21 protein-coding genes and 3 tRNA genes are annotated in these 24828 nt (G+C 41.2%); 21 read left to right on the plus strand and 3 right to left on the minus strand.

Annotated features, from left to right (window positions below; translation table 11 throughout):
* Positions 1-2: 2 nt before the first annotated feature.
* The 10 genes from GKZ87_03930 (at position 3) to GKZ87_03975 (ending at position 10527) form a co-directional block, all read left to right on the plus strand.
* Positions 3-473 (plus strand): hypothetical protein, encoded by a 471-nt coding sequence (locus tag GKZ87_03930; protein QSI24718.1) that lies wholly within the window; start codon positions 3-5, stop codon positions 471-473.
* 4 nt (positions 474-477) lie between these two features.
* Positions 478-738: a hypothetical protein gene (locus GKZ87_03935; GenBank protein QSI24719.1), complete on the plus strand. Its 261-nt coding sequence runs from the start codon at positions 478-480 to the stop codon at positions 736-738.
* A gap of 19 nt (positions 739-757) precedes the next feature.
* On the plus strand, positions 758-2911 hold the full coding sequence (locus GKZ87_03940; GenBank protein ID QSI24720.1) for a DUF87 domain-containing protein: 2154 nt from the start codon (positions 758-760) through the stop codon (positions 2909-2911).
* Positions 2899-3240: a hypothetical protein gene (locus GKZ87_03945; GenBank protein ID QSI24721.1), complete on the plus strand. Its 342-nt coding sequence runs from the start codon at positions 2899-2901 to the stop codon at positions 3238-3240. Before GKZ87_03940 ends, GKZ87_03945 begins: the two co-directional genes overlap by 13 nt.
* A 356-nt stretch (positions 3241-3596) precedes the next feature.
* The gene (locus tag GKZ87_03950) at positions 3597-4436 is read left to right on the plus strand and encodes a hypothetical protein (protein ID QSI24722.1); all 840 of its coding nucleotides are present in this window, start codon (positions 3597-3599) and stop codon (positions 4434-4436) included.
* Between the two features lie 12 nt (positions 4437-4448).
* Complete coding sequence (locus GKZ87_03955) at positions 4449-5012, plus strand: hypothetical protein (protein ID QSI24723.1); 564 nt, start codon at positions 4449-4451, stop codon at positions 5010-5012.
* Between the two features lie 563 nt (positions 5013-5575).
* Positions 5576-6280: a site-specific DNA-methyltransferase gene (locus GKZ87_03960; protein QSI24724.1), complete on the plus strand. Its 705-nt coding sequence runs from the start codon at positions 5576-5578 to the stop codon at positions 6278-6280.
* Positions 6281-6983: 703 nt separating this feature from the next.
* Positions 6984-8402, plus strand: coding sequence for a hypothetical protein (locus GKZ87_03965; protein QSI24725.1), 1419 nt, complete (start codon positions 6984-6986; stop codon positions 8400-8402).
* 1954 nt (positions 8403-10356) lie between these two features.
* Positions 10357-10433 (plus strand) — tRNA-Ile (locus GKZ87_03970).
* Between the two features lie 18 nt (positions 10434-10451).
* Positions 10452-10527, plus strand: a tRNA-Ala gene (locus tag GKZ87_03975).
* Positions 10528-10593: 66 nt separating this feature from the next.
* Here GKZ87_03975 and GKZ87_03980 read toward each other — a convergent pair.
* Positions 10594-11109 carry a hypothetical protein gene (locus GKZ87_03980; GenBank protein QSI24726.1) on the minus strand — a complete coding sequence of 172 codons (516 nt, stop codon included), beginning with the start codon at positions 11107-11109 and terminating at the stop codon, positions 10594-10596.
* 131 nt (positions 11110-11240) lie between these two features.
* On the opposite strand from GKZ87_03980, the gene GKZ87_03985 reads away from it, so the two are divergent.
* From GKZ87_03985 to GKZ87_04000, 4 genes are all read left to right on the plus strand, one after another.
* Positions 11241-11858: a hypothetical protein gene (locus GKZ87_03985; GenBank protein QSI27874.1), complete on the plus strand. Its 618-nt coding sequence runs from the start codon at positions 11241-11243 to the stop codon at positions 11856-11858.
* A gap of 220 nt (positions 11859-12078) precedes the next feature.
* Positions 12079-13017 carry an AAA domain-containing protein gene (locus GKZ87_03990; GenBank protein ID QSI27875.1) on the plus strand — a complete coding sequence of 313 codons (939 nt, stop codon included), beginning with the start codon at positions 12079-12081 and terminating at the stop codon, positions 13015-13017.
* Entirely contained in the window at positions 13014-13946 is a 933-nt protein-coding gene (locus GKZ87_03995) for a DUF58 domain-containing protein (GenBank protein QSI24727.1), read from the plus strand. The genes GKZ87_03990 and GKZ87_03995 overlap by 4 nt, the downstream gene beginning before the upstream one ends.
* Entirely contained in the window at positions 13943-16063 is a 2121-nt protein-coding gene (locus tag GKZ87_04000) for a transglutaminase (GenBank protein ID QSI24728.1), read from the plus strand. The genes GKZ87_03995 and GKZ87_04000 overlap by 4 nt, the downstream gene beginning before the upstream one ends.
* A 47-nt stretch (positions 16064-16110) precedes the next feature.
* Here GKZ87_04000 and GKZ87_04005 read toward each other — a convergent pair whose 3' ends face one another.
* Positions 16111-16506 carry a dihydrolipoamide acyltransferase gene (locus GKZ87_04005; GenBank protein ID QSI24729.1) on the minus strand — a complete coding sequence of 132 codons (396 nt, stop codon included), beginning with the start codon at positions 16504-16506 and terminating at the stop codon, positions 16111-16113.
* An 85-nt stretch (positions 16507-16591) separates the two neighbouring features.
* Between GKZ87_04005 and GKZ87_04010 the strand changes: the two genes are divergently transcribed.
* The 7 genes from GKZ87_04010 (at position 16592) to GKZ87_04040 (ending at position 23522) form a co-directional block, all read left to right on the plus strand.
* Positions 16592-17278, plus strand: a complete 687-nt coding sequence (locus GKZ87_04010; GenBank protein ID QSI24730.1) for a hypothetical protein — start codon at positions 16592-16594, stop codon at positions 17276-17278.
* A 212-nt stretch (positions 17279-17490) separates the two neighbouring features.
* The gene (locus GKZ87_04015; GenBank protein ID QSI24731.1) at positions 17491-18495 is read left to right on the plus strand and encodes a hypothetical protein; all 1005 of its coding nucleotides are present in this window, start codon (positions 17491-17493) and stop codon (positions 18493-18495) included.
* An 88-nt stretch (positions 18496-18583) separates the two neighbouring features.
* Positions 18584-19246 carry a deoxyribose-phosphate aldolase gene (gene deoC / locus GKZ87_04020; protein QSI24732.1) on the plus strand — a complete coding sequence of 221 codons (663 nt, stop codon included), beginning with the start codon at positions 18584-18586 and terminating at the stop codon, positions 19244-19246.
* Positions 19247-19726: 480 nt separating this feature from the next.
* Positions 19727-19802 (plus strand) — tRNA-Asn (locus GKZ87_04025).
* Between the two features lie 362 nt (positions 19803-20164).
* Complete coding sequence (locus GKZ87_04030; GenBank protein QSI27876.1) at positions 20165-21232, plus strand: M42 family peptidase; 1068 nt, start codon at positions 20165-20167, stop codon at positions 21230-21232.
* Between the two features lie 309 nt (positions 21233-21541).
* Positions 21542-22003, plus strand: coding sequence for a helix-turn-helix domain-containing protein (locus GKZ87_04035; GenBank protein QSI24733.1), 462 nt, complete (start codon positions 21542-21544; stop codon positions 22001-22003).
* Between the two features lie 178 nt (positions 22004-22181).
* Positions 22182-23522: a DUF21 domain-containing protein gene (locus GKZ87_04040; protein QSI24734.1), complete on the plus strand. Its 1341-nt coding sequence runs from the start codon at positions 22182-22184 to the stop codon at positions 23520-23522.
* A 547-nt stretch (positions 23523-24069) separates the two neighbouring features.
* Here GKZ87_04040 and GKZ87_04045 read toward each other — a convergent pair.
* Positions 24070-24612, minus strand: a complete 543-nt coding sequence (locus tag GKZ87_04045; GenBank protein ID QSI24735.1) for a phosphatidylglycerophosphate synthase — start codon at positions 24610-24612, stop codon at positions 24070-24072.
* Between the last annotated feature and the right edge of the window lie 216 nt (positions 24613-24828).

A 24828-nucleotide genomic window follows, 5' to 3' on the forward strand; every position in this document is an offset into this window, starting at 1 on the left:
ATATGACAGGAAGGAAAGCGGACATCATCCATCGTTTATATGAACTACAGGAAAAGATGGAAGAGAGCGAAGGATATTGGAAAGATGCCCTGGAAAGATGTGCCCTTATGGAAAGTGAGGAATACGAGGAACAGTATCAGACCCTGTATCAGGAATATTGGGACATCATGATGAAGGAAGTAGAAGAAAGGTGGCGCAAGTATGTGGAGGGGATCCTTGGTGATGGCCATTTTACAGAAAAGATATATGTGGAAGAATTGGAGATGATCATGGAGGCAGACGGTAAGCTCGTGGATGAATATCAGGGATACATCCTGCGCTCCGGCATGGATCCATTCGGTACGCTGACCTATTGGATCAAATCTCCGGATGGTGAACCGGTAGAAGAAAGTTTCGACTTCATAAGCGATGCAGATGCGATCATATCGTTTCGTGACATGGTCGATCGAAACGAGTTTATTGAGATGAGGTGAAGATATGGTGCTAGAAGAAATATTGAAACATGATGAGACGTTCCGCTATCAGCTCCTCTCCCGGATGGTGGAGGACTGTAACTATTATCTGGGATATGGCAACCGAAATGCCAAGGACCTTTGGGCCAATGATGAATGGGAACAGATTGAGATCATGCAGGCCTTGTATGAGAGTTTTCCTCCTGAAAAGAAACCGGAATGGCTCACACCGGACGATATCCTGGGATATGGAGAACGGATGCTTACTCCTCTTGGAGAGATATAGGTGTTAGGAGGAATGCGGAATGTTATATCAGATATTACCAAGATATGATCATCAGTTCCAGGTAGATACGATGCGGATGTTCTTGAAGACATTGTCCGGAACGAAAAGGCGTCGCTCGTTGCGAGATCGTCTATCGAAGCTCTTCGATCCAAACTGTATCCTGGATTATCGCTTCATCATCGATTGCGACGGTAAGGATCAAACGGATGGGATGATCTCTTTCTACTTACAGGTGAGTGATGAAAGAGAGAATGGGCTCGTCCTGAACAGTCTGCAGAACATGTTCCAGGATAAGGCGAACGTATTCGAAGCGGTGAGACCGCTCACGCCGTATACGACAGTACATACCTTGTTTACGGATGATGTGCTGGATCATGCGAAGAAAGATACGAAAAAGAGCCTTGCGACCTTCCGGGATGATCAGATCTTCTTGTTCATCCTGGGGACGATGCGCAACAAGACGAGGATCACGATCGATTTCAGTGTCGAAAAGAATTTCAGTGCAACGAAGAGCATGTTACGAGGCGTGAGTACGGATGTCGATGTGCAGGTGATGATCAAGGTATCCGGAAAGACGAGATACCAGAGAAACCAGATCCTGGAGATCACGAATACGATCATCAACCTGACAGCAGGAGAAAAGGAGCTTCGGGCGATCTATCGGGATACTTATAAATTTTCCAAACTGACAGGAAACGAACTGATGAACCTGTTTCAGATCCCGACCTTCTACAATAAGAAGGATCTTGAGATCCTGAAACGGATACACAAACTTGAGATCGGTCAGCGGACATTGAAGGAGGAAGAATTTGCGTCCGGGATCAAATGCGGACATGTCTATCATCCGATGCAGGATCGTGTGGTCTTTCTGAAGCAGCTCCAGCTGCGTAAACATATGGTCATCTCCGGACAGACCGGTTCCGGAAAATCTAGCTTTGCGGAGGAGATGATGCGCGATATCCTGACATCCATCGTACAGGGGAAAAAGAACATACCGGGTTTCACGTTCTTCGATCCTGCAGAGACCAGTGTGCTGGGCGTCATCGATATGATGCTGAAGCTGCAGGCGGATGGTCATGATATCACGAAGCTGCGTGAAAAGATCCATTATATCGATTTTGGGTATGAGGATTGTATCTTTCCTATCTCCTTATTGAATAAGGATGTCCCCTCTACCGAGATCCTGGACTATTTCCGGATGTTGTTCGGTTCCGCAGTCACTGTACAGGTAGACCGTATGATCACCAGTGCGATCAATACGATCCTGCTGGATGAAGAGGAGCATACGATCATGGATGTCCCGAAGATGTTTCAGAATGAAACGATGCGTGAGCGACTGTATGAGCGACTGAAGGATAATGTATATGCGGATGATGCATGTGCCTTCCTAAAGGGACGCTTCGATAAACAGCAGGTAGATCCCATCCTGAACCGTACCGATCCTTTCATCAATACACCGAAGAAGAAGCTCATGTTCGGTATGCATAGTAAGTATGATGGCTTGCGCAAGGTCCGTGAATGGATCGAAAAAGGTGATATCATCTTATTCAATCTGAAAGGTCTCAATGACAATGATCTACGGATCATCGTCGGATATATTTCTTTAAAATATTATCTGATCGGTCTGAAGCGTCCGGATAATTCACGTCTGCATCTGACCTTCATCGATGAATGTCATAAGGTGCAGTTCGATATCTACGAGCGCTGGTTGGCGGAGCTGAGGAAAGGTGGTATGGCACTGATCCCGATGACACAATATCTGGAACAGTTCCAGCAAGGCTTCCTGAAGGCTATCCTTGGGAATGCCGGTACGAAGGTGACCTTCCGGCAGGGGCGTGATGGAGCCGTGCGTATGTCCGCAAACCTTCCCGGCCATCCGGATATCGATGGTCTGCAGGGACTTCCCGACCGGATCGGATATGTATCTACAGAAGATAACCGTATCGCAAAAACGGTACTCGTAGAAGTGGATCCGCCATATCGGTATAATGCCGGTAAGGTTGTACCACATATCGAAGGCAGGAACGTACAGGCAGAGATGAATATCGAAAAGAATCGCAATGAAGCACGCAGCTTGATGCGGCGTGACTTCCTGTCGAAGGAAGATGCAGAAAAGATCGTATTCCGTAAAATAAAAAGACGAAAGAAAGGTGATGGAGAATGGGACGGATAAGATTTCTACTGTATAAGATATCGCAGCTCCTCCAAAAGGGACAACGCCGACCGGTGATCCTGATCTCATCGATCCTTGGATTGTTCATCTTCTTTCAGTTCATGACAAGGATCAGTGATTCCTACCTGCTGCTGAGCGTGCAGCAGGTATTCCGGGATACATGGAAAGCATTGCAGGCTGAGCAAGTCGGAGGACTTACGATTGTATTCATCTGTGCTATCTTGGGATATGGTGGATATCGATATTACGGCAGGATACAGACGGCCATCACTATCTGTTATGCGATCATCTTCATCCTCGCTATCTTGCCGTTCATCATGTCGATGTAGAATAAAAAACAGCGGTATTTACTATGCCGGTTACTGTGCCGAGAGCTATGCCTACCACTATGCCTATATATATTCGATATATGTCATATATTTTTGCCTTAAAGCCCTTTATTTAAAGGCTTATTTGCACATTGAAAGATTTAGAAATTACCTTATTTTACCTTATAAAATAATATAAACTATAACAACCTTATGGAACGCTGCTTTATGCCTTATATCAGAACCTTAAATCACTCTATCCTCATACATATCTATCTCATGATACAACTATATATACTATTTGATACTACTGTATAGATATAGTTACTATTACTCTTATATAACTATTATTATGATAACTAAAGGAGGAATCATTAATGGGAAACAAGAACAAACCAAGGATCTTAGATGATGATATCGAACTGATGGTTCGGATAGCGAAACATGGATTCGTGGATATGGACTATATACAATTATTTGCTTATAAAGGTAGAAAAAAGGATACGATTGAAAGGCGTATCCTACAGTTGGCTCTGCATGACTTCTTGATCATAGAACGGACATTCATACCTGCGAACCATACAGCAAGTTTCCGAACCGGATACAAGATCGTTACGTTAGGGAAACGAGGCCTCCAGTACATGGAAGATATGGGATATGAGGCCAAGGACAATACAAAAGCATTTTTGAGTTACAGTCCTTATTACATGTATCACCAGGTACAAGTGGCCACCGTATGTGATATCATCCAGTCTAAATATGAGGATGGGAATTCAAACTGGTATGTAGATGAGATACTGAATGAAAAGGAGGCATATCTGGAAGATACTTCTAATCGCCCGGACGCCATCTTGATATTCAAACAGAAGGATAAAACAAAAACTTCATCCGTATTGGTATATGTGGAACTGGAAAGATCTTATCCCACACAGACATTAGCTGAAAAAAAGATAAGATCCTATCGTCGTGTCATTCATGAAGAACTGCATGCAAAGGCTCTATCTCTCGATGTCATCGACTACCGTGTATTGTTTGTTTGTACTATGCGGAATGCAAAGCGACTCTTAATACAAAAAATACGGGACAATAAAGACAGGATCGATTTTAACTTATTGGTCACAGGTTATGAGGATGTAACGCAGCATCCATTGGATGCTATATATACGCTGCCTTTACATGAAGATGTACAATATAAACTCATGGGGCAGCTGCCATGATGAAGGAACTATATGAACGCCGTCGATAAGTATTATAGAACGAAGCAGGAACTGCTTCAGGAAGGTTCTTATGCAGTAAAGATATTCTGTGATGCCAGCTTAAAGGATGGTGTCCTCGTCAGTGCGATCTATATCGATGATCATATCCGGATTCATACCAAAACGAAGTACCTCAAGGATGTAAAGAATATTCAGAAAGGCGAAGCCTATGCGATCAAGATGGCATTGGATCATATAGCCAAGCATTTTTATAAAGAAGCCGTCATATATACAGAGATCGATTCTATCATACATACACATCTATTCAGCGTCGTATTAGGAAAGACAAAGATTCAAGAGATCCCTAAGCAGCTCCGCCCTACTGCCCGGATGCATCAAAAACTCTGGTCGCAGTTTCGCTATGTGTACCGGATGAATAAAAGGATCGTACTGCAGAAAATAGAAAGCAACAAAAATCCTGCGCATGCGATTGCTTGTCAGGAACGTGAAGAATTCTTGCATCCGGAATCATCCTCTACATGGAAACGGTGGTTGATTATACTATGTAACCGATTGATAGCGCAGCTCAGTAAATAAGTAGATATAAGTAACAAAAGTCACAGTTGAGATAAACATTACATTATATGTATCTCAACTGTGAAATATATGCTATAATTTTATACGAAGATAGATTATTCCACTTCGACTGTGAACCCTTTCAGTGAATAGTTCGGAGGTGGTCATTTTGAATATTGACTTATATATCAGCTTTCTGATCATACTAGTTATATTAGAAACTGTGAAGCTAATAAAAAAGTGATCGCCCTCTAAACTTTACCACGGTTTAGGGCGATCGCTTTTGAACCAGGAATAATCTATCTTCACTATTGTGGAGAAGATCATCTTCATCTATATTATACACAATATTTAAGGTGATTCAACACAAAAGGCCTAAATAATTAAAAAAACTCAATCACACCTATTAGGTGTTTTTTTTGTGCTAGATAACGAAGCAGCTATATCGTAATAATCTTTCATTTTATCCGGAAATGATATATACATAAACAGGAGTCTATCATACAGTAAACATGTAAAATAACAACTCTGCACATTCCAGCAGATTAGAGCTATAATACATATCCGTAAAGGAAGTGAGCGAAATGGAAAATATGAGATTGATCCTTGGGAATGCCTACGAGGAGATCAAGAAGTTGCCTGATAAAAGTGTGGATCTGATTATCACAGATCCACCTTATGACATCGATACAAAATATACATCTTGTATGAGAAATGATATCGGAAAAAGTTATCATTCTGTGATAAGGGAGCTATCTGCGGATGATCTAACTTCCGGTATAGAGTTTTCCATACTGGACGATTTTCTTCGAGTGCTAAAGACAGTTAATATTTATATATGGTGTAATCGCCGACAGATCATCCCCTATCTTGATTTCTTCGTGAAAGAACACGGATGTAATTATGATATCCTGGTGTGGATCAAAACGAACCCGATTCCGGCTTGTGGCAGAAATTATCTAAACGATAAAGAGTATTGCTTATATTTTCGGAAATCCGCACGATTACATACTACATACCAAAGAGGTCACACATACTGGATCACACCTACGAATAAAAAAGATAAGACGCTATATGGCCATCCAACTGTAAAACCACAAGCGATCATAGAAGACCTAGTGCTCAACTCTTCTGAAGAAGGAGATATGATCCTTGACCCTTTCAGTGGTTCTGGTACGACAGGAGCAGCTGCGGTAAAGCTTCACCGATCATTTATTGGATTTGAAAAAAATGAAACATATTATGATGTATCTCTACAAAGAATAAATCAGCTCCTTCCTATATGCTAGTAAGAAATGACCAGGAAATCTAATATTAGTTATGCATATACTATATAACGTAATATAATAAAAGAACTAGTTACTCTTTGTTTTGATATAAGCAAGGGGTGAAATAATTGATTTGGAGGATAATTGTAGGAACGCAATGATATACAGACTAGAGTGGTAATATATAATAGGGTATCCAATCAAAGTGAGCAGCATTTTAACATAGCGATACATATAGAAAAATGCAGAACAACAAGGTTATATGATTGCAAAGGAAATCACAGAAGTAGCAAAGGGAAATACGCTTCAGCGGCCTGGTATATGTTGAATATATCAGCTTGCACATAATAAAGAAATAGATAAGGTGTTGATATATTCAGACTATCGTCTTGCTCAGGTGGAGAATGCTCTTTTAAATCTATACTTAAATTCAAGGATTATGGTGTTATAGTAGAAACTCAGAAAGAAGGTCAATTTGATATTTCATTATTCGATTCATCCAATATTCAGGTGTTAGATATTAGCAAATAACATTTCATATTTACATTTTATAGGAATAATGCTATTATAAAAGTGCCTCTGTTAAGAGTGAAGGAATAGTACACTATCCACATACTTCCTGAAGACTTGATATAGGCAGAAAGAGGACATATTATCTGACGATATTATGTTCTTTTTTTTTCGTTTTGATATTGTCCTCTGGATGCCAAAGGAGGACAAAAAAATGAATATAACATCAAGAAAAAATAGTATAAATAACATTCCGACCAATGGAACGATCGATACAAAATTCCTTATCAAATTGCGAGAATCAAAAGAACAAGATTTAGGATCAAAGAAAAGAGCTGCGTATGCTAGAGTGTCAACTAAGGAACAAGCTATTTCCGGATTTGGAATCGATGTACAGATAGCAAATATCAAGAGTCAACTCAAAAATCAAGGTATCGACCCTAATGATGTAGAGTTCTATGTAGATGATGGGTATAGTGCAAAAAATCTTAACCGTCCGGCGATGCAAAGGCTGTTAGTTGATATATTAGCAGGGAAAGTCAATGAAATCTTAATCTATAAATTAGATCGTCTTGCTCGAAATGTAATTGATACATATGAATTATTGCAATTCTTTATTGATCAAAAATGTGAATTAAAGGCTATCGTTGATAATTTAGATATACACAGTGCCAACGGAAGACTTCTTGTAGGGGTTTTAGCTATCATTGCACAATGGGAACGCGAAACCATCCGGGAGAGAGTAGTGGATACGCAAATAGAAATGCTGGAAGAAGGAAGATACCCTTTTGGACAGATACCATTTGGATGGATTTTGGATGAAAATAAATATCCTCATGTAAATGAAAAGGAAGCATCATTTTTGATATTTTGTTTTGATCTAGCAATTAGTGGAAGTACCATGAAGGAAATAGAATGTAAAGCTGCACAAGAATTTCCGGACTTTCAAAAAAAATCGGAGACTATTCGAAGATTACTATTACGAAAACTAAATTACGGTATCGTTGAATATCTAGATAAAGAATATTCGATTCCGAGAATCATTACAAAACAGACATATGATAAAGCTAGAAAGATGATATATAAAAGATATAAGGAAACAGATACGAATAAGTATTATTTCGGTAACAAGATCAAAGATGTTTGTGGTGATGTATGCGAAAGAAAAAGTACAAACAAGAAACTAAGAAATGGGCATAAGAAATATTATTACTACACTTGTCCAAAATGCAAAAAAAGAATCAGTCAGGATAGACTTATTGAAGGAACGATTCCAAGGATACTGATTTTTGCTAACGGTCAAAACAAAAATAAAGAAATTTCAAAGATATCCAATCGTTTAAAAACATTGGATAGTAAGGCAAGAGAAATCTTTATAGAATTTACTAACGATCGAATTGATGGACGCACATACGGGTGTATGATCGGTAATATTGAAAGAGAAAAACAGAAAACAATAAATAGACTAACTGTGTTGGAAAAAGCATCCGGTATGAGTATGGAGGAGTGGAACAACATGGAAGACGGTTGTAAAAAACAATATATAGATGAATATATTACTGAAATTATTGTTGACACATCGTTAAACCTCATCATTTCAATAGTATTTAAAGACAAAAAATCTAGTAAATGATGTAGAAAAAATGCCCCAGTCTACTGAAATGAAAAAGCACATTTTGAAAAAGTACTTAATTTGCAAAAAAACTATTGCAATAAATTGAAAAGGGTATATAATTTTAGTATACAGAGGTAAACGAAGAAGTATGTGGATGTGCAAACAAGTTTACTGAATTAAGTTGGTAAGAGTTCGACCTAGTAAGGTATCGCTCCACCATATTTAAACGGATAAGCTACTAGACGATATCTAGTAGTTTTTTTGTGTTTCCTGAACCTTTGAAATGGGTTTGACCGAAAAATAGATAAGCTCTTATCGAAAAAAAACAAGCTGATAGCTCAGGTTTAGTTGAGAAGCTGAAGGGGACATGCTGATTGTTTTGGGTGAGAATATTTAAAATGATAAAATGAAATGGCATATCAATGCGAATGGAATGTATATCAGCTTAGCCTGTAACCTTTTTATTAGCGAATACTCCAGCGGAAGCAGTATATATTCAGAAAATAAAATCCTGAACCATTTCTGTAAAGTATTAGTAATAAATAACTATATCCAAGCCATCACTCAGCTGATAAAAAAATCCGCAAGCATCCGGATAAGATATTATAGAGATAAAGGTCTTGTCGTAATAAGCAAGGGATTCGACAAATCAGAAAAATATATAAAGAAAATAGAAGTTCTATATAAGGAATAATACGTGGTATCACAGAACAAAATTATTGATATTATGGAAGAAACTAAAAGCATAATGGACAATGAGAAAATGATATTTGTGTCTTTGCATCTGGAGAAAAATCATATATCTGAATAGGAGATACTTATGATAAAAAAGGAGATAATGACTTTAAAATACAGGCAATGAGTATATGTGAAAAAGATTCATTTTCCCTATAATTATAATTATACACTATTTACTTCATTATAAACAGGCTTGTTTCATTAAGTACTACAGTATATACTTTAAGTAAGATAGATAAGAAAAATAAGAAAGCGGTGAAAATATGAAATAATTAAGAAATTGAGGAAAATCAGGTATTCTAGAATGCTTCCAATTTACTTTTCTCTAACTGTTTGCAGATCCTTCATACAGCGCATTAAAAATATATAATATATGGAAAAGCAAAAAGGAAAATCTTAATCGGGAAACTTACGTTGTCAGAATTACTCATAGGGTAATGGAATTCTATGCGATCATGTAAATTATCCTTCAAAAGACAAAACCAGTGATTCCGGAAGTCCACTCCGTATCGGCGATGAAGATAAAGCTGTATTAGTACTTGTAGAAACAACAAGCGGAAAATCATAAATTATACGTGAATATAAAAAAGAAGGTGAATAATATGAATGAAGAACAGAAAAAGCTGATTAAAAAATTGAATGAAGACAATAAGACTTTATTAGAATTGCATAAGTCATGGATCGCGTATGCCAAAGGAATGCTTGTAATAGGTATTCTAGCTGTCCTAATCTTCATAATTTTCCAGGTTATCAATTAAAGCATTCCTGAAAAATAGATGAAACCTTATCTATATAATACTTCAAAAGCTTTACTACATTCCTGGCTCTGAATGATTTAAATAAGAGAATATAGAAGCCACTGTATGTATACCAGCAGAATTCTTATTCTCTTTTTTTATACGCCGGATATAAGAAAGAAGCAGAGAGCATAGCGTGGACACCATGAAAAGACATATTGTCCAACACACAAGTATATATCCCGTTTAATCAATTCCTTAACCTATATAAGGGAGGGCTGGAAAGGAGCCTGTTTCCTGATACTGTAAGTAAGCAATGGAACAGCTTTTCGATAAACAGCTATTCAACCATTGCATTGATCATACTTTATTTATAGGATATCTGCACATTCTATAAGTGTTTATTTTCATAAGTGAAATTAAAAAAAGAAAATGATAAAAACGTTGTTGACACACAAAAAAAGTAGTGGTATTATATATGAGCATTCGATGGAAACGGGCCTGTAGCTCAGGTGGTTAGAGCGCACCCCTGATAAGGGTGAGGTCGTTGGTTCAAGTCCATTCAGGCCCACCATCGAATTTAAATATACATGGGGTGTTAGCTCAGCTGGGAGAGCACCTGCTTTGCACGCAGGGGGTCATCGGTTCGATCCCGATACGCTCCACCATGTGAAAACTTTAAGGATTCCAATCACCGCGATCGGAATCTTTTTTTATCCGAAAATGCTTTTGCTTTATAACGGGCTATCCGCTTTTCTTACTGTAAACAGCAGGTGAGCTGTAGCCTTATCCGGATAACGATATAGCTCCTTTGGTGTAACATCAATATCATCACATACATACCAGTACCAGAAATCAGCAGGATTCTCTGCAAAGCATATGACCATATTATCAAAGGTCATATCGGCAATACGCTGTCCATCCATTCGGATCAAATGTTTATATGTGATTGCTTTACCTTTACCGCCCATTTCTTTCAGCGTATAGGTTTCCTTTACCGCATCATACGTAAGCAGCATATCCGCTTCATCAGGCATCACCAGCAAAACACGCGAGGCGGAAGCCGTATCTAGTCCCTTTAAAAATGATAACCAAATCGTTCCATCACGCAGTTCGCCTGACTCGCTTATCCTAATATCCTGACTGATTCTGGCAATATCAGGATATGCCTTCTCTGGGGCAGCCTCTACAAACAGATAACCGCCGATTGTATTTAAAAACAGATAGAAAATCAGAAACATGGAATTCATTCTCATCGCCTCCTCCATCCATAGAACGATAAAGTCTCAAAAATTATTTCAAGTGTATTTCTTTTTATATGAAAATAGTGTACCATAAAGCATGGTGATGATAAATGAAATATTTAAACAGCAGGGATTTAATGATGTTTTTACCCCAGCCGATTACAAAGCTAGGAGTATTTGAAGCAGAAACCGTAGATGCCGCCCTTACGATGTGTGCGGAGGCATTTCCTAAAATAGAACAGGAATTTAATGTAACGATAGATTTTCCAACCTTTAAGTTTCAGTTATTAAAAACCATGGGAGAATTTCTATATAAATGTGCGCAATGCCCGCACGATTGCCTGAAAAATCCACGACAGCATGTGGATGAGGAGCGCTACATAAAAAATCATATTAAGCTTGCTCTGTGGCCGAAGCGTATGCAGAAAAACAATGCGGAAAATTTCTTTCTGATGGAATATATTCTGACCTATGCAGATATTTTATTCCGCTACCTGCTGGATGCCGGTATACCGAAGGAGCGTGCCAATTTTCTGGCAACCAATGCACTGGATCAGCTGGCCTTGTGGGTGGATGATAACTGTATTCGTAAATGCAGCTATGAATGCATCCGCAGAAGTACATCTCCGGGTTACTGTACACTGTGTTCTTATATGATCCAGCCGCTCGCCTGTCCTAAAAAGCAGGAGGTCACGCTGCGTCAGCTGGGAATGCAGGAGGAAGATGTCAAATGCATGCGCCGTGAATTCAAATAAATTTCCACACCGCAGTCAGTAGGAAGTGGCTTCCTCTCCTGCGGTATTTTTTTATATATCGAATACTGTGATTAGTCTGTGCATTAAAATATTACAGTCTTCATAAAAAGTTAAGAAATCTTTTGTTGACCTGAAGCTAAGTCCATTGTATACAATTAAGATATATGTATGTTTTTATAGGTGGTCATGTTTAGCATATAGGCTGCCGAAGGGAGAAATGATGAGAACAAGCGAACTTATTTTACAGGAAGTGAAAAAAGCGGTTATCGGGAAGGATGAACTGCTCGAAAAAATACTGATGGCAATTCTTGCCAACGGACATATTTTGATGGAGGATATGCCAGGCGTGGGGAAAACAACGATTGCAAGGGCGTTTGCGGATGCCATGCATTTGGATTGCCGGCGGATGCAGTTTACGATCGATGTCCTGCCTGCGGATGTAACCGGCTTTAGTGTAATAGATCCGGAAACCGGGAAAACACGCATTCGTAAAGGCGCAGTATTCACCAATCTGTTTCTCGCAGATGAAATCAATCGTACCTCCTCTAGAACCCAGGCTGCATTACTTGAGGTCATGGAGGAGGGCAGCGTGAGTGTAGATGGTGTCACAATGAAGCTGGAACAGCCCTTTCTGGTAATTGCGACACAAAACCCCTACGGCTCTGCCGGAACACAGCAGCTTCCCGAGAGCCAGCTTGACAGATTTATGATCCGTCTGGAGATTGGCTATCCATCAGAGCAGGATGAAATTGAAATTTTAAAACGAAAGCAAAAACCGGAAAGCTATACCGTACAAAGAGTGGCGCAGCGTACCCAGATTTTGGAAATGCAGAAAGCATGCAGAGAGGTGTTTGTGCATGATTCGCTGTATCATTATATTATTCAACTGCTGCAGGCAACCAGAAATAACCGCCGTATTTATCGGGGGGCAAGTCCGCGAGCCGGAGTATCCCTTATGGATATGTCCAAGGCCTGTGCTTTCATGCATGGACGAGATTATGTAGTACCGCAGGATATTCAACAGGTGTTTATCGATACGATTGCACATCGTATGCTTATGCAGCCGACACATACGGCAGATGCCGCCGCAGCAGGAGAAGCATTGCAGGAAATTCTACAGCAGATACAGCCGCCGCACACCAGAAGGAAGGGACTATGATCCGTTCCTGGCTTGCTTATCTGTCACTGCTGTTGTTGGATGCCCTGTTATGGGTGAGTGTAGACGGTTATATCTACTATCTGCTGCTTAGAGTTTTGCTAATGCTGCCAATCCTCAGTTTGCTTCTGTTTCTGGTTGGAAACCGCTTAATACAAATACATGTGGAGCCCTATGCGGAAGGGGGAAAGCTTCGTATCAGTTCAGCGCTTCCTCTGTTGTTTTGCAGCCGTATCCATGTGAACGGTCTTTGGCACAATGGATTTTATGAAACAAGCGAATCCGTGACAACGGATTTAAAGCATAATACGAAAAGGCTACAGGCTCCGGATATGGGAAGCGGCCAGTATCATTTACAGCTGAATAAGCTTCAAACAAGAGACCTTCTGGGACTGTATCGAAGAACAACAAAATTGCATGAGGAAACAAAGATCTTCCGCTTTCCGCAACCGGTACCGGTAACAGAAGCAGTCTATCAGAAAGTAGCAAAGGAAGCACGGCAGCGGTCAGCCGGTATGCCCGGCAGTGACTATGAGCTGAAGGAGCATCAGGAGGGAGAGCCTCTGCGTCATATACATTTTAAGGCAAGCTACCGATTGAAAAAAACGATGATTCGGGAATTTCAGAAGGAAGAAGCTTCCAGTCTGCACCTGCATCTTTGCTTTCCACAGGATATCGCTGCCTGTGAGCGTCTTTTATCCGTCAGCTGTGGCTTCTGTTTGAAGGTGAATGCACAAAACAGCTTGTATATCAGCTGGCAGGCGGCGGATGGATTCCAGCAGATAGAGCTGCGTACGGTACAGGATATGGATAGCTTTCTGCGAAAGCTCCTTGCGATGCCGCGCGTTTGCGAGGGCACATCCGACTTTGCGGATGGTCTGTGTCTAAATGAGACACTCGTCTCCCTTATGGTGAAGGAGAACAGCGTATGAAAAAAAATATAGCTTCCAGCCTGCTGCTTCTGATGGGAATGCTGTCCTGCTTTGGTGTGTTTCTCTTTTCCTTCCCTTTTTGGGATCAGATTCTCTGGCTGCTGTATCTGCCAGTGCTTCTGCTCGCATTGCTTGTATTTCACCAGCTTTTACTGCATCGGAAAAAGAAAAGCATCCTTTTATTAAGTGGACTTTTGGCTTTGGCAGGCGTATTCAGCTTTCCTGTACTGCTGGAGGGAGGACATATTGCCTATAATGTGATAACGGATGTATACCATACCTATAGCGGTTATGTTTTTTATCCATATGATATATCGGATACTGCCTTTTTATGCCAGCTTCAGGTGACCTGGCTGCTGCTATACGTAAGCATCTGGCTGTTTTGCGGAATGCTGGCCTTTTGGAGAAGCCGTCACTATTTCGCATTGTTCATGCTCTCTTTTCTGCCAGTCTTTTTTGTTCTGCTGTATCAGACACCAATTCCCTGGCTGTTTGCCATGCCTCTGATCGTCTTTTGGCTTACCCTGCTGCTATCGCGGAAAGGTGCCAAAAACGGCAATACATCCTATGTCCGTCTGAGTGCCCTTGTTTTGAGTGTGTTCTGTGTATTCTTTACATTTTTGATCACACCGCCGGATTCCTATGAAATAAGAAGCTCCAGCGGCACCCTTCGAGAACGCCTGCTGCAGCGGGTGGATGAAATTGCCTATACTCTGACGCATGCGGATGAAAAGGATGGAGAGGTAGATCTTGGAAGAGCCGCAAATCGTTTATACACTGGAGCTACACAGCTGATCGTTCGCTCTAAAGATGCAAAGGGGACAATCTATTTGAAAAGCTACAGCGGGGCACGCTATGAGGATAATCGCTGGCAATCCCTTCCAGAAACAAGCTACGAGACGCTGAACGCTTATGACTGGGGCAGTGTAGATACCTGGCTGGATAAGAAAAATCCCGCCTTTACTCAGATTTTGCAGAAAACCGGAGCGCTGATGCACCTAGAAATCGAGGATCACCGTGCGTCGAAGCGCTATGCTCTGACACCGTATCTCATGAAAACAGTATCGCCTGAGACAACCCCGTGGTATGATGCCTATCGCAGCGATCATGAGGATGTGATGCAGTATGCGGCATATGAGCTTTCCAGCACAAACATGACGGGAACTGCAACAGCGGCACAGGATGACTATACTGCATTTGTCGCAAAGGAATATTTGCAGGTGCCATCCGAATTATCCAAGCTGTTTGATAACATATATCCGTATCAGGATATAGAGCCGTCACAAATTTCTGAAATACAGGAGCAAATCTGTACCTATTTAGCAGATACAGCAAGCTATACGCTAAAGCCGGGAAGAACGCCGGATAACAGAGATTTTGTGGAATTTTTTCTGAAGGAAAACAAGAAGGGATATTGTGTTCATTATGCTACAACAGCAGTTATGCTGTTTCGGTATATGGGAATACCCGCACGTTATGCAGAGGGCTTCGCTTTTCAGGCGGGGAAGATGACGGATGGCAGCATCGCAGTACCTGATCAGAGCGCTCATGCCTGGGTGGAAATATTTGATTCTGAAAAGGGCTGGATTCCGGTAGAGGTAACACCGGGCTTTCAAAGTGAAAGCTCAGCTTCTTCGCAAACAACCGTTACGCGTCAGCAGCAGGGAAGCAATACCACCTCGCAAAGCAATACATCCAAACCGAAAGAAACGAATTCACAAACACCACAGGAGCATACGGAAGCAGGGAATGAGGCAGCAGCGTCAGGAACGATTGGAACAGCAGTCGCAGTGGGACTGGGTGTCCTGCTCACCGTGTTATCCTACATCCTTCAGCGACGTCTTCGCATTGCATACAGAGAGAAACAATGTCTTCAGGCGGATGCGAAAAAGGGAATCTGTCACAGCTATCGTTATCTCCTCAGCTTTATGAAGGAGGATGAGCTGCACAAGCCTATACGTCTTTTATGTGAGGAGGCCCTGTATTCCTCTCATCAGATGAAAAAGGAACAGGAGGTTCTGGTCTATGGATATGCACAAAAGCAGATTAGAAGAAAAATGCGGCAGTCCTCTATCATAAAAAGAATACAGCTTCGCTATCTGCGTGCTCTGGGATAAAAAATATGCGCATTCTGTACACTGTATCAGCTATGCGCATATTTTCTTTATTTCTCCAGCTTACTGAGAGCTCGTGCTTCAAATGACTCCTTCTTAACAATGAAGCGGTCATGCTGTGCCGTACCAATCGTATCCTTTGCATCTCTTGCGATGATATGAAAGGATACCTTTTTGCGGTCAACAGCAGTGATCTCTACCTCTGCCTCAACCTCCATACCGGCAGGAGTCGCAGCATCATGGGTCGTATTCATCATGACACCGACACTTGTTTCCCCCTCATCCAGAAACTGATCGAGACAGGAGGCGGCTGTATTTTCCATCAGCGCAATCATCATTGGTGTTGCATAGACATTTACGATTCCGCTTCCTACATGTGATGCCAGCATGCTTTCTTCCACCGTAATTTTTTTTGTGAGCTTTGTATGCAGTTTGATTTCTTTCATATACGTACCTTCCTTTTACGTTCACTATTATAGCATAATCCACAGAAATGCTTCCATACTAACGGTAGAAATTGGAGGAATGCTTATGTTTATTTATGATACAAAACTACCGTTTGAGGTACAGATTACACGACCGGATATGAAATATTATTTACTGCTAGACCGGCAGCTACAGGGCTGCAGCAGTGGTCTGAAGCAGGCCTCTGTCTATATACGGCAAAGCTTTATGATAAATAATCCAACCTTTCATGATATATTTATGCGTTTGGGAGCACGTCAGATCAGTGATATGGAGGTACTTAGCCGTGTAATACATCAAATGCACGGAGAGGATGACCGCTATTATGATGAATCCAATGATGATACACCTGTATTTGAGTTTATCAAGCCGTGTCAGTCAGAGGATGATACGTGCTGCTGCCATGCAGAAGCAGAGGAAGACCAGCATCATGTCAATAATGATCTGACTGCAGCTGTAATGCGTGATATGCAGTTTGAGGAAAAACAGATTCACCTGTATGAGGAGCTGATTCGCTATATTCAGGATGATGGAGCGGATGAAGCCTTCTCCTATTTGCTGGACAGTGCGAAAAAGGCAATGGATACGTTAAAAAATCTGCTGCATATTCTTACAACGCATACGGAAATGAAAGACTTTGGTGAAGGAGATACCCATAACGCCTGGGATCTGGATACCTCCAATTATTTTGATAAACCAAATCCGATCTTTGTGAATCCTTCAGATCTTGAAGATTTTCCTTTTAAAAAATAGAAAATAAAAAAACAAAAGTATAAAGCTGAGCAAATAAAAACAACGGCATATCTGTATAACGAGCATAAAAGGATGAAGACAGCTCTTTAACTCCGACAAGTGGATGTTACAGATAAATTGTTGTTTTTTTATGGTATACAGAAAGATTAAAGCGAAATACCAATCAGTTCATTATATACAAAATCCTTACGTTCCCTGTATAATAAGTACAGGTGATATGTTTGAAAAGTGTAAAATCCATGCAGGAACAAAAGCAGCAGCGCAAATCTGGAATACGGCATTTGCGTATGATCCTGTTGCTGTTTGTAATATTTTTAATCATTTACACGGTGTTTTCCTATTTCCTGGTAAAGCTGATGCTGGAGGATACCCGTATTTCTTTTCTGCCTGGATTTCTTCTTCATGCTGGTATTATGCTGTTCTGGTTTTTGCCGGTCCGCATGTTATGGAGCTGTCGGAGAATTGGCAGGCTTTTGTTTCAGCTTTTTTCCATCATGAATATATATACTGTATATGAGCTGATTTCACTATTTCAGGTTTCAATTACAAAGGATCATGCACCTCTGCGCCTTGTGTTTGCCGCGCTTGTAATCGGCAAGGCTGTCCTTGTATTGTATGTGGCATGGCAGCTTCAAAGGGATTCGCAAATTATTTGTATATGGAAAAGGATAGCGGAACCACAGGAAGAAGCTGAACCAATCATTTCCCTTCCATCAGACACACGGATTCCGCATGATCGGCGTGTGGATATGCGTGCTCGTAATCGTATCCGTGCGTGCTCACTTGCCCTTCTTCTGTATCAGTACGGCATGCTGGTACTTTTATATCTGCTGCTGTTTCTTTTGCGCTACTATATCAATGATGTTCAGGGGATGCAGTTTATGCAGCGAACATTGCTTATGGCATCGCTGTTTTCCGCTCTGATCTGGTCTTTGCCGGTTGTCTCGCTGTTTTTGTATAAGCCGTGGAGCCGTTGGATTATTCCTGTAATGTGGATCATGGAGGGCATTCGTCTGCTGCTTACCATACCGCAGCTTGTTGATATATTTAACACACAAAATTATCAGCTGATATCCTGGACAGTGCTTGTGGTTCTGGAGTTTCTGCGCTATGTGCTGCTCTATCGCCTGTTGTCATATTTTCTAAAGGATCCCTTTGTACGTGTTTACTGGCTGCGAAATTATCATGCCAGCATTCAGGAAGACCAGGAATTGTAATATGTGATGAAGAGAAATGAACTTCATATTCTGTCCTTTCCATGATATACTAAAAGTACATTGGAAAGATACAACAGGAGGATATTTTATGGAAATGAATAAGTATATTGATCATACGCTTTTAAAGGCTGATGCTACGTATGACAAGATTGCGGTATTATGTGCAGAAGCAAAGGAATATGATTTTACGAGTGTATGCGTAAACAGCTATTGGGTTTCAACATGTGCAGAGCTGTTGAAGGACAGCGATGTGAAGGTTTGCACAGTTGTGGGCTTCCCGCTGGGAGCGATGAGTACAAAAGCCAAGGCATTTGAAGCGTCCAATGCCATTGCGGATGGTGCCAGTGAAATTGACATGGTTTTGAATATCGGTGAAATGAAGGCAGGGCATTATGATGCTGTGCGTGAGGATGTGAAGGCTGTTGTTGAGGCTGCAGCAGGAAATTGTGTAAAGGTGATTCTGGAAAATTGTCTTCTTACAAAGGAAGAGATTGTAAAGGCCTGTGAGCTTTGTGTGGAAGCTGGTGCGGCGTTTGTTAAAACATCTACCGGATTCTCTACAAGCGGGGCAACGCCTGAGGATGTAAAGCTGATGAAGGACACGGTGCAGGGACACTGCCTTGTGAAAGCAGCCGGAGGAGTTCGCTGCTATGAGGATATGGAAAAAATGATAGAAGCAGGAGCTGACCGTATCGGTACAAGTGCAGGCGTAAAGCTGATGCAAAGAGAAACCAGTGAGGGTGGCTATTAAACAGTGGGAAACCGCTGTTTTTTTTCTGGATGGAAATCCTGTTCTGTATGGCATTGCGTGTTATCTTGTTGAAATAATAAGGTTGATATGACGTTGAAATATCGGTTACATGCTTACGTTTTTTTAACATAAAGCTGTGCTTCACAGAAGCTTTTGTGTATGGGAATGGAAGGTAGAAGCATCGCTTCATGGAAGGCTTACCGTTTTTACACATTCCTAACTCGTTTTCGGCTATGAAGATGGCTTACAATTTTCTGTGTGACTGTGAAAAATATATAAAAACTCATTATATTCATCAATCTCAATAACTGGAAAGATCGCAAATTGTTATGATGCTTTGTACAGCATTATCGTATTCCACCTTTTCATTTTTTCAAATCAGCTATGCAACCATTCTAACGCAAAAAATCTATAAAAATTTGCTGTTTTATCTTGCCAAACAAGGAATCTTATGATATTATATCTAAGCGCTAAAGAAGTGCCTTAATAGCTCAGTTGGTAGAGCATCCGGCTGTTAACCGGCAGGTCACAGGTTCAAGTCCTGTTTAAGGCGCCAGTAAAGCAAGTAAGCCCGTGTAAAACGGGTTTTTTATTATATATAGAATTTTCATTTCTTTTCTATCACCAGAAGGAGCAAGGCTGCTGCACGAAAATGAAAAAGGACTTATAGCAAATGCAAGGAACAGCTCTGTGGAAAGCAATATCGTCTATGAGCTTTCACTCTTCATGGCTTTTACGATGGTCGTGTCATAACCGCCTTTGGATGTTGGGGCTAGGTGTGGACAATGGCAGTATGCAGAAGCTAAATCTTTTCATTGTTTTAAAAGCCTTCGGTTTAGATGCGGAAGTAGGGATTCCTGATGAAGTCTGTTCTATTCTCTGCTATAATATGGAGGAGAAAAGAGGATGAGATTATTTATGACACAAATCAATAGAATTAAACAGTTTTCTGATGCCTTTGGGCCAAGCGGATTTGAGGATGATGTGGTAGCACTGGCACAGGAGGAAGCAGCTCCATTTTGTGTGTGCAAAGAGGATCATATGCGCAATCTGTATTTGACGAGAAAGGAAGATACCGGCAAGGGTGTGAACATCATGCTGGATGCGCACAGTGATGAGGTAGGCTTTATCATACAGGCTGTGAAGCCGAATGGTCTGCTTCGTTTTTTACCCCTCGGCGGCTGGGATGTAAAAAATATCATTGCCAACAAGGTGTGGATTAAAAACAGAGATGGAAAGCTCATACCGGGTATTGTTTGCAGCAAGCCGGTGCATTTTATGAATGCATCCGAACAGGGGAAAGCGCTTGGGTTTGAGGATGTGCTGATCGATGTCGGTGCACAGAGCGCACAGGAGGTTCAGGACACCTATCACATCGGTATCGGAGCACCCGTTGTCCCTGCCGTAGCCTGTACATATGATGAGGAGCATCAGATATTTATGGGAAAGGCGTTTGATAATCGAATCGGCTGTGCTGCTGTTGTGGAAACCATGGCACGCCTGCATGAGCAGTCACTGTCCAATACCGTAACTGCGACGCTTTCCTCTCAGGAGGAGGTCGGTGAACGCGGAATGACCTGTGTCATGAATAATGTGAAGCCGGATGTGGTTATTTGTTTTGAGGGCTGTCCTGCGGATGACAGCTTTGAAGAAGACTATATGATACAAAGTGCTTTAAAAAAAGGGCCGATGCTGCGTCATTTTGACCGTTCAATGATCACCTCACCGCGCTTTCAGCGATTTGCTCTTGATCTGGCACAGGAATGCGCGATACCCGTTCAGGAAAGTGTGAGAAAAGGCGGCGGAACCAATGGCGGCATTACACATACTGCACAATACGGAATTCCAACGATTGTTATCGGTGTTCCGGTGCGTTATGCACATTCCTCTTATGGTATCCTGGCATACCAGGATTATGACCATGCAGTTAAGCTGGCGGTTGAAATCATCCATAAGCTGAATAGAGAAACCGTGGAGCAATTCTGATTTCAGAATGCTCCATTTTCTGTATATAAGCTAAAGAGCCTTTCAAAAGGAGTGCTTTATGAAACAAGATGGAAATTAAATTCCTCAGCCTGAACTGGAATTGCAGACATATGAGAAAAGCGTGTTATGATGAGCGTTGTTTTTTATTTCATGTAACACGTATTCCATAAAAGCTCTTTGTAATTACGAAGAAGCAAAATGCCAAAAGCAAGTGTTAAAAATAGGAGCATATTTGACAGCTTTCCTTGGTGGAACTTCTTTTTGTGAAACGATATAATAAGGCTGTAAATGAATAAGGAGGAATGTTGTATGAAGTTAGGAAACAGTTTATTTCAAGCACGAAGAAAAAGCGGACTTTCTCAGGAGGCAGTGGCAGAAAAGCTGGGCGTAAGCAGGCAGACCGTTTCAAAGTGGGAAACGGATGAGACAGTACCGGATATTTGTCAGTCGAAAAAAATGGCGGTTCTTTACAATATGACACTGGATGATTTAATTGATTTTGACCTTGAACAAAATAAAATTCAGGAAATTATTGAAAAAACAAATGAATCTGTGGAAGAAAAAATTGATTGGACAAAGGCATGGGGACAAAAATATCCTATATTGCTTACCTATCAGAGTATTGTGGATATTCCCTTTTATGCACAAAGGTTATGCGCCATGCTGGATAAGCTGCAACAGGACTATGGCTGGACAGAACAAGATGCCATGCTGGTTTTAAAGGATATCCTGGCACAGGCTTGGAAAAACCGTCAGAAATCATCGATGTGATATGGAATAAGCATACTTCTGTATGCCGGTATGAACGCCCGTATGATCCTTGGCTGACGGGAAATCAGGCAATTTATAAAAAATTTACAATTCTAACGGGGATTGCCTCTTTACAGATCTGTTGGTCTTTGATACAATAGCAATCAAATTCATAACAGAAAAGGAGAGATATTATTTTATGGACGCAGACCCCGCGCAATCTTCCATTCCACTGCAGCTGCTGCTAATTGTCATATTGACACTGATCAACGCTTACTTTGCAGCCAGTGAGATGGCTATCGTATCTGTAAACAAAAACAGAATTCACAGACTTGCTGAGGAGGGCAACCGCAAGGCAAGGCTTGTGGAAAAGCTTCTTCAGGAACCAACCAGCTTTTTATCCACGATTCAGGTCGCAATTACGCTTGCTGGCTTTTTCAACTCCGCCAGTGCTGCCACCGGAATATCCGTTCGTCTCGGCATGGTACTGAAGGCATGGTCGATTCCCTACGGAGAGACGATTTCTATGGTGGTTGTGACAATACTACTGTCCTTCGTGACCTTGATATTTGGTGAGCTTGTTCCAAAGCGGATCGCCCTGCAGAATGCGGAGACCTATTCCATGTTTTGTGCAAAGCCGATTCTCATTATTTCCAGAATAGCATCGCCGTTCATCAGTATACTATCCTGGTCAACACGGTTTGTATTACGTCTGTTTGGCATGAAGGATGAGAATGTCGAGGAATCTCTTTCCCGTGAAGAAATACGTTCCATGGTGGAAAGCGGGCAGGAGAGTGGAATTTTCGATGAGGATGAAGCCGATCTGATTGACAGCGTATTTGCTTTTGATGATATTCTGGCTGAGGAGGTCATGACACCAAGACCTGAGGTATTCTGCATTGACATTGATGATCCGCAGAGCGAATACCTCGAGGAGCTTCTGGAAATGCGCTACAGCCGTATACCTGTTTATCGTGATTCTATCGACAATATCATCGGTATTTTGAATATCAAGGATTTTGTTGTTGAAGCGAGAAGCAAGGGCTTTGATCACGTGGACATCTCGAAAATTCTGCGAAAGCCGTTCTTCGTACTGGAAAGTAAAAATATTGATGATCTGTTTCGGGAAATGCAGAGCAAGCATCAGCATATCGCTATTTTAATCGACGAATACGGCGGTTTCAGCGGAATTGTCACCATGGAGGATCTCGTTGAGGAAATCATGGGAGACATTGAGGATGAATACGATGAGGAAGACGAAATGCAGATTGAGAAAATCGATGCGTCTACGTATATGCTGAATGGTGCCATGCCGATCGATGATATCAATGAGGAGCTTGGACTGCATCTTGAAAATGACAATCACGAAACGATATCCGGCTTTTTGCTGGATCTGATCGGACAGATACCGGAGGATGGAGAGGAACGAGAGGTTCTATGGGAAAATATCAGATTCCAGGTCAAGGAAGTTAAATATAAGAGGATTCATAAGGTACAGCTGTTTCTTATGAATAAAGAAGAAAACAGTGATTCGGAATAAAAAGATATACGGAATAATATCGGGCGTTACAGATAGAGATTATTATACAAGCTCTTTCTATATCCGGTATATTATCATAGGTTGAGTAAAAAACTCCCGTCAAAATAAGGCAGGAGTTTTTTTCTGCACAGGGGACAATGGATACAGACGGTGCAGCTCGTTCTGCGGCTGTCTGATGGTAACCATACAGCTAAATCCAAATATAGGAAAGGAGCGTCTGCAGGTACAATATGTAAACTAACCGCTATGCATATATGTTCCAATGTAAAAAGGAAGCACAGAGCGAGGCTGCTGTATCCAGAAATAAATATTGTGCAGCTTTAAAGCAGGTGCTCATAAAGCGTATGAAAAAAAACACCTTAACTTTTCTACAGCGCCATAGTAATGCATCCCAAAACAGTATTCATAAGGATTGCGTAAAAAGAACACCTTTTACAGCTCCATGGCGATGTAATCAAAAAAGACGATATAAGAAATCGTCTAGTTGCCGATATGAGCCCTGTTATATGGCAGTGGATATGTATACAGCAGCCTCTTGCAGGCCCTTCTATTTTTTTAATAGAGATTTTGTGTTGATATCATAGGTGTTGCGTGAAAGGATGAGCAGCATTTCTTCAAATGTCGCCAGGTAGGAACAGGCAATGACCAGCCCCACCGGAATCAGTGGCAGACTGTTTGTAATTACACAAAGCGGCACCAGCAGAAACAGCAGCAATCCGGTCAGCTTATTGCCAATCGTATGCATACTTGCCCATATATGATGCTTCCACCTGGTTAACAGCAAAGCCGCAAGCTTCAGCACAAAGACACACAGCACCAGCATGGATATGAGATTCATGATTTTTAACTGCATCTGAAAAAATACAATGTACAGTGATATACAATAGAAAGCAAGGTCTCCGATGGAATCAAGATGTGCACCCAGTGCGCTTTGCACCTGCAGCCTTCTTGCCAGCCAGCCGTCCAGTATATCCGTAATCCCAATAATGAGATAGACAATCAGAAACAGTGTTGTATGCTTTATCAGAGCCAGTAGAAGAAATGACAAGCCGATTCTTACTACGGACAGTATATTTGGTAAATGTTTCATAATGTTTCGCACCTTCCCAACAGCATGTACATTATACCATATTCACAAGCATTCCACTATCACAAAAATGTAAGGCTTTATGTAATGTATTCCACACATCAAACAGAAATTACCCGGATTATATAAAAAATGATAGCTTCCCTTATCAATTCCATATGAAACGGTATTCCCGTCAGCTTTATCAGGAACACAAAAAAAACATACCTTCGTATGCCT

Source organism: Erysipelotrichaceae bacterium 66202529 (assembly GCA_017161075.1).
Lineage (GTDB): Bacteria > Bacillota_I > Bacilli_A > Erysipelotrichales > Erysipelotrichaceae > Clostridium_AQ.

What these genes read in the sequence shown, in the direction of transcription:
- GKZ87_03930 (QSI24718.1), top strand. Translation starts at nt 3, where the DNA reads ATGACAGGAAGGAAAGCGGACATCATCCATCGTTTATATGAACTACAG.
- GKZ87_03935 (QSI24719.1), top strand. Translation starts at nt 478, where the DNA reads ATGGTGCTAGAAGAAATATTGAAACATGATGAGACGTTCCGCTATCAG.
- GKZ87_03940 (QSI24720.1), top strand. Translation starts at nt 758, where the DNA reads ATGTTATATCAGATATTACCAAGATATGATCATCAGTTCCAGGTAGAT.
- GKZ87_03945 (QSI24721.1), top strand. Translation starts at nt 2,899, where the DNA reads ATGGGACGGATAAGATTTCTACTGTATAAGATATCGCAGCTCCTCCAA.
- GKZ87_03950 (QSI24722.1), top strand. Translation starts at nt 3,597, where the DNA reads ATGGGAAACAAGAACAAACCAAGGATCTTAGATGATGATATCGAACTG.
- GKZ87_03955 (QSI24723.1), top strand. Translation starts at nt 4,449, where the DNA reads ATGAACGCCGTCGATAAGTATTATAGAACGAAGCAGGAACTGCTTCAG.
- GKZ87_03960 (QSI24724.1), top strand. Translation starts at nt 5,576, where the DNA reads ATGGAAAATATGAGATTGATCCTTGGGAATGCCTACGAGGAGATCAAG.
- GKZ87_03965 (QSI24725.1), top strand. Translation starts at nt 6,984, where the DNA reads ATGAATATAACATCAAGAAAAAATAGTATAAATAACATTCCGACCAAT.
- GKZ87_03980 (QSI24726.1), bottom strand. Translation starts at nt 11,109, where the DNA reads ATGAATTCCATGTTTCTGATTTTCTATCTGTTTTTAAATACAATCGGC.
- GKZ87_03985 (QSI27874.1), top strand. Translation starts at nt 11,241, where the DNA reads ATGATGTTTTTACCCCAGCCGATTACAAAGCTAGGAGTATTTGAAGCA.
- GKZ87_03990 (QSI27875.1), top strand. Translation starts at nt 12,079, where the DNA reads ATGAGAACAAGCGAACTTATTTTACAGGAAGTGAAAAAAGCGGTTATC.
- GKZ87_03995 (QSI24727.1), top strand. Translation starts at nt 13,014, where the DNA reads ATGATCCGTTCCTGGCTTGCTTATCTGTCACTGCTGTTGTTGGATGCC.
- GKZ87_04000 (QSI24728.1), top strand. Translation starts at nt 13,943, where the DNA reads ATGAAAAAAAATATAGCTTCCAGCCTGCTGCTTCTGATGGGAATGCTG.
- GKZ87_04005 (QSI24729.1), bottom strand. Translation starts at nt 16,506, where the DNA reads ATGAAAGAAATCAAACTGCATACAAAGCTCACAAAAAAAATTACGGTG.
- GKZ87_04010 (QSI24730.1), top strand. Translation starts at nt 16,592, where the DNA reads ATGTTTATTTATGATACAAAACTACCGTTTGAGGTACAGATTACACGA.
- deoC (QSI24732.1), top strand. Translation starts at nt 18,584, where the DNA reads ATGGAAATGAATAAGTATATTGATCATACGCTTTTAAAGGCTGATGCT.
- GKZ87_04030 (QSI27876.1), top strand. Translation starts at nt 20,165, where the DNA reads ATGACACAAATCAATAGAATTAAACAGTTTTCTGATGCCTTTGGGCCA.
- GKZ87_04035 (QSI24733.1), top strand. Translation starts at nt 21,542, where the DNA reads ATGAAGTTAGGAAACAGTTTATTTCAAGCACGAAGAAAAAGCGGACTT.
- GKZ87_04040 (QSI24734.1), top strand. Translation starts at nt 22,182, where the DNA reads ATGGACGCAGACCCCGCGCAATCTTCCATTCCACTGCAGCTGCTGCTA.
- GKZ87_04045 (QSI24735.1), bottom strand. Translation starts at nt 24,612, where the DNA reads ATGAAACATTTACCAAATATACTGTCCGTAGTAAGAATCGGCTTGTCA.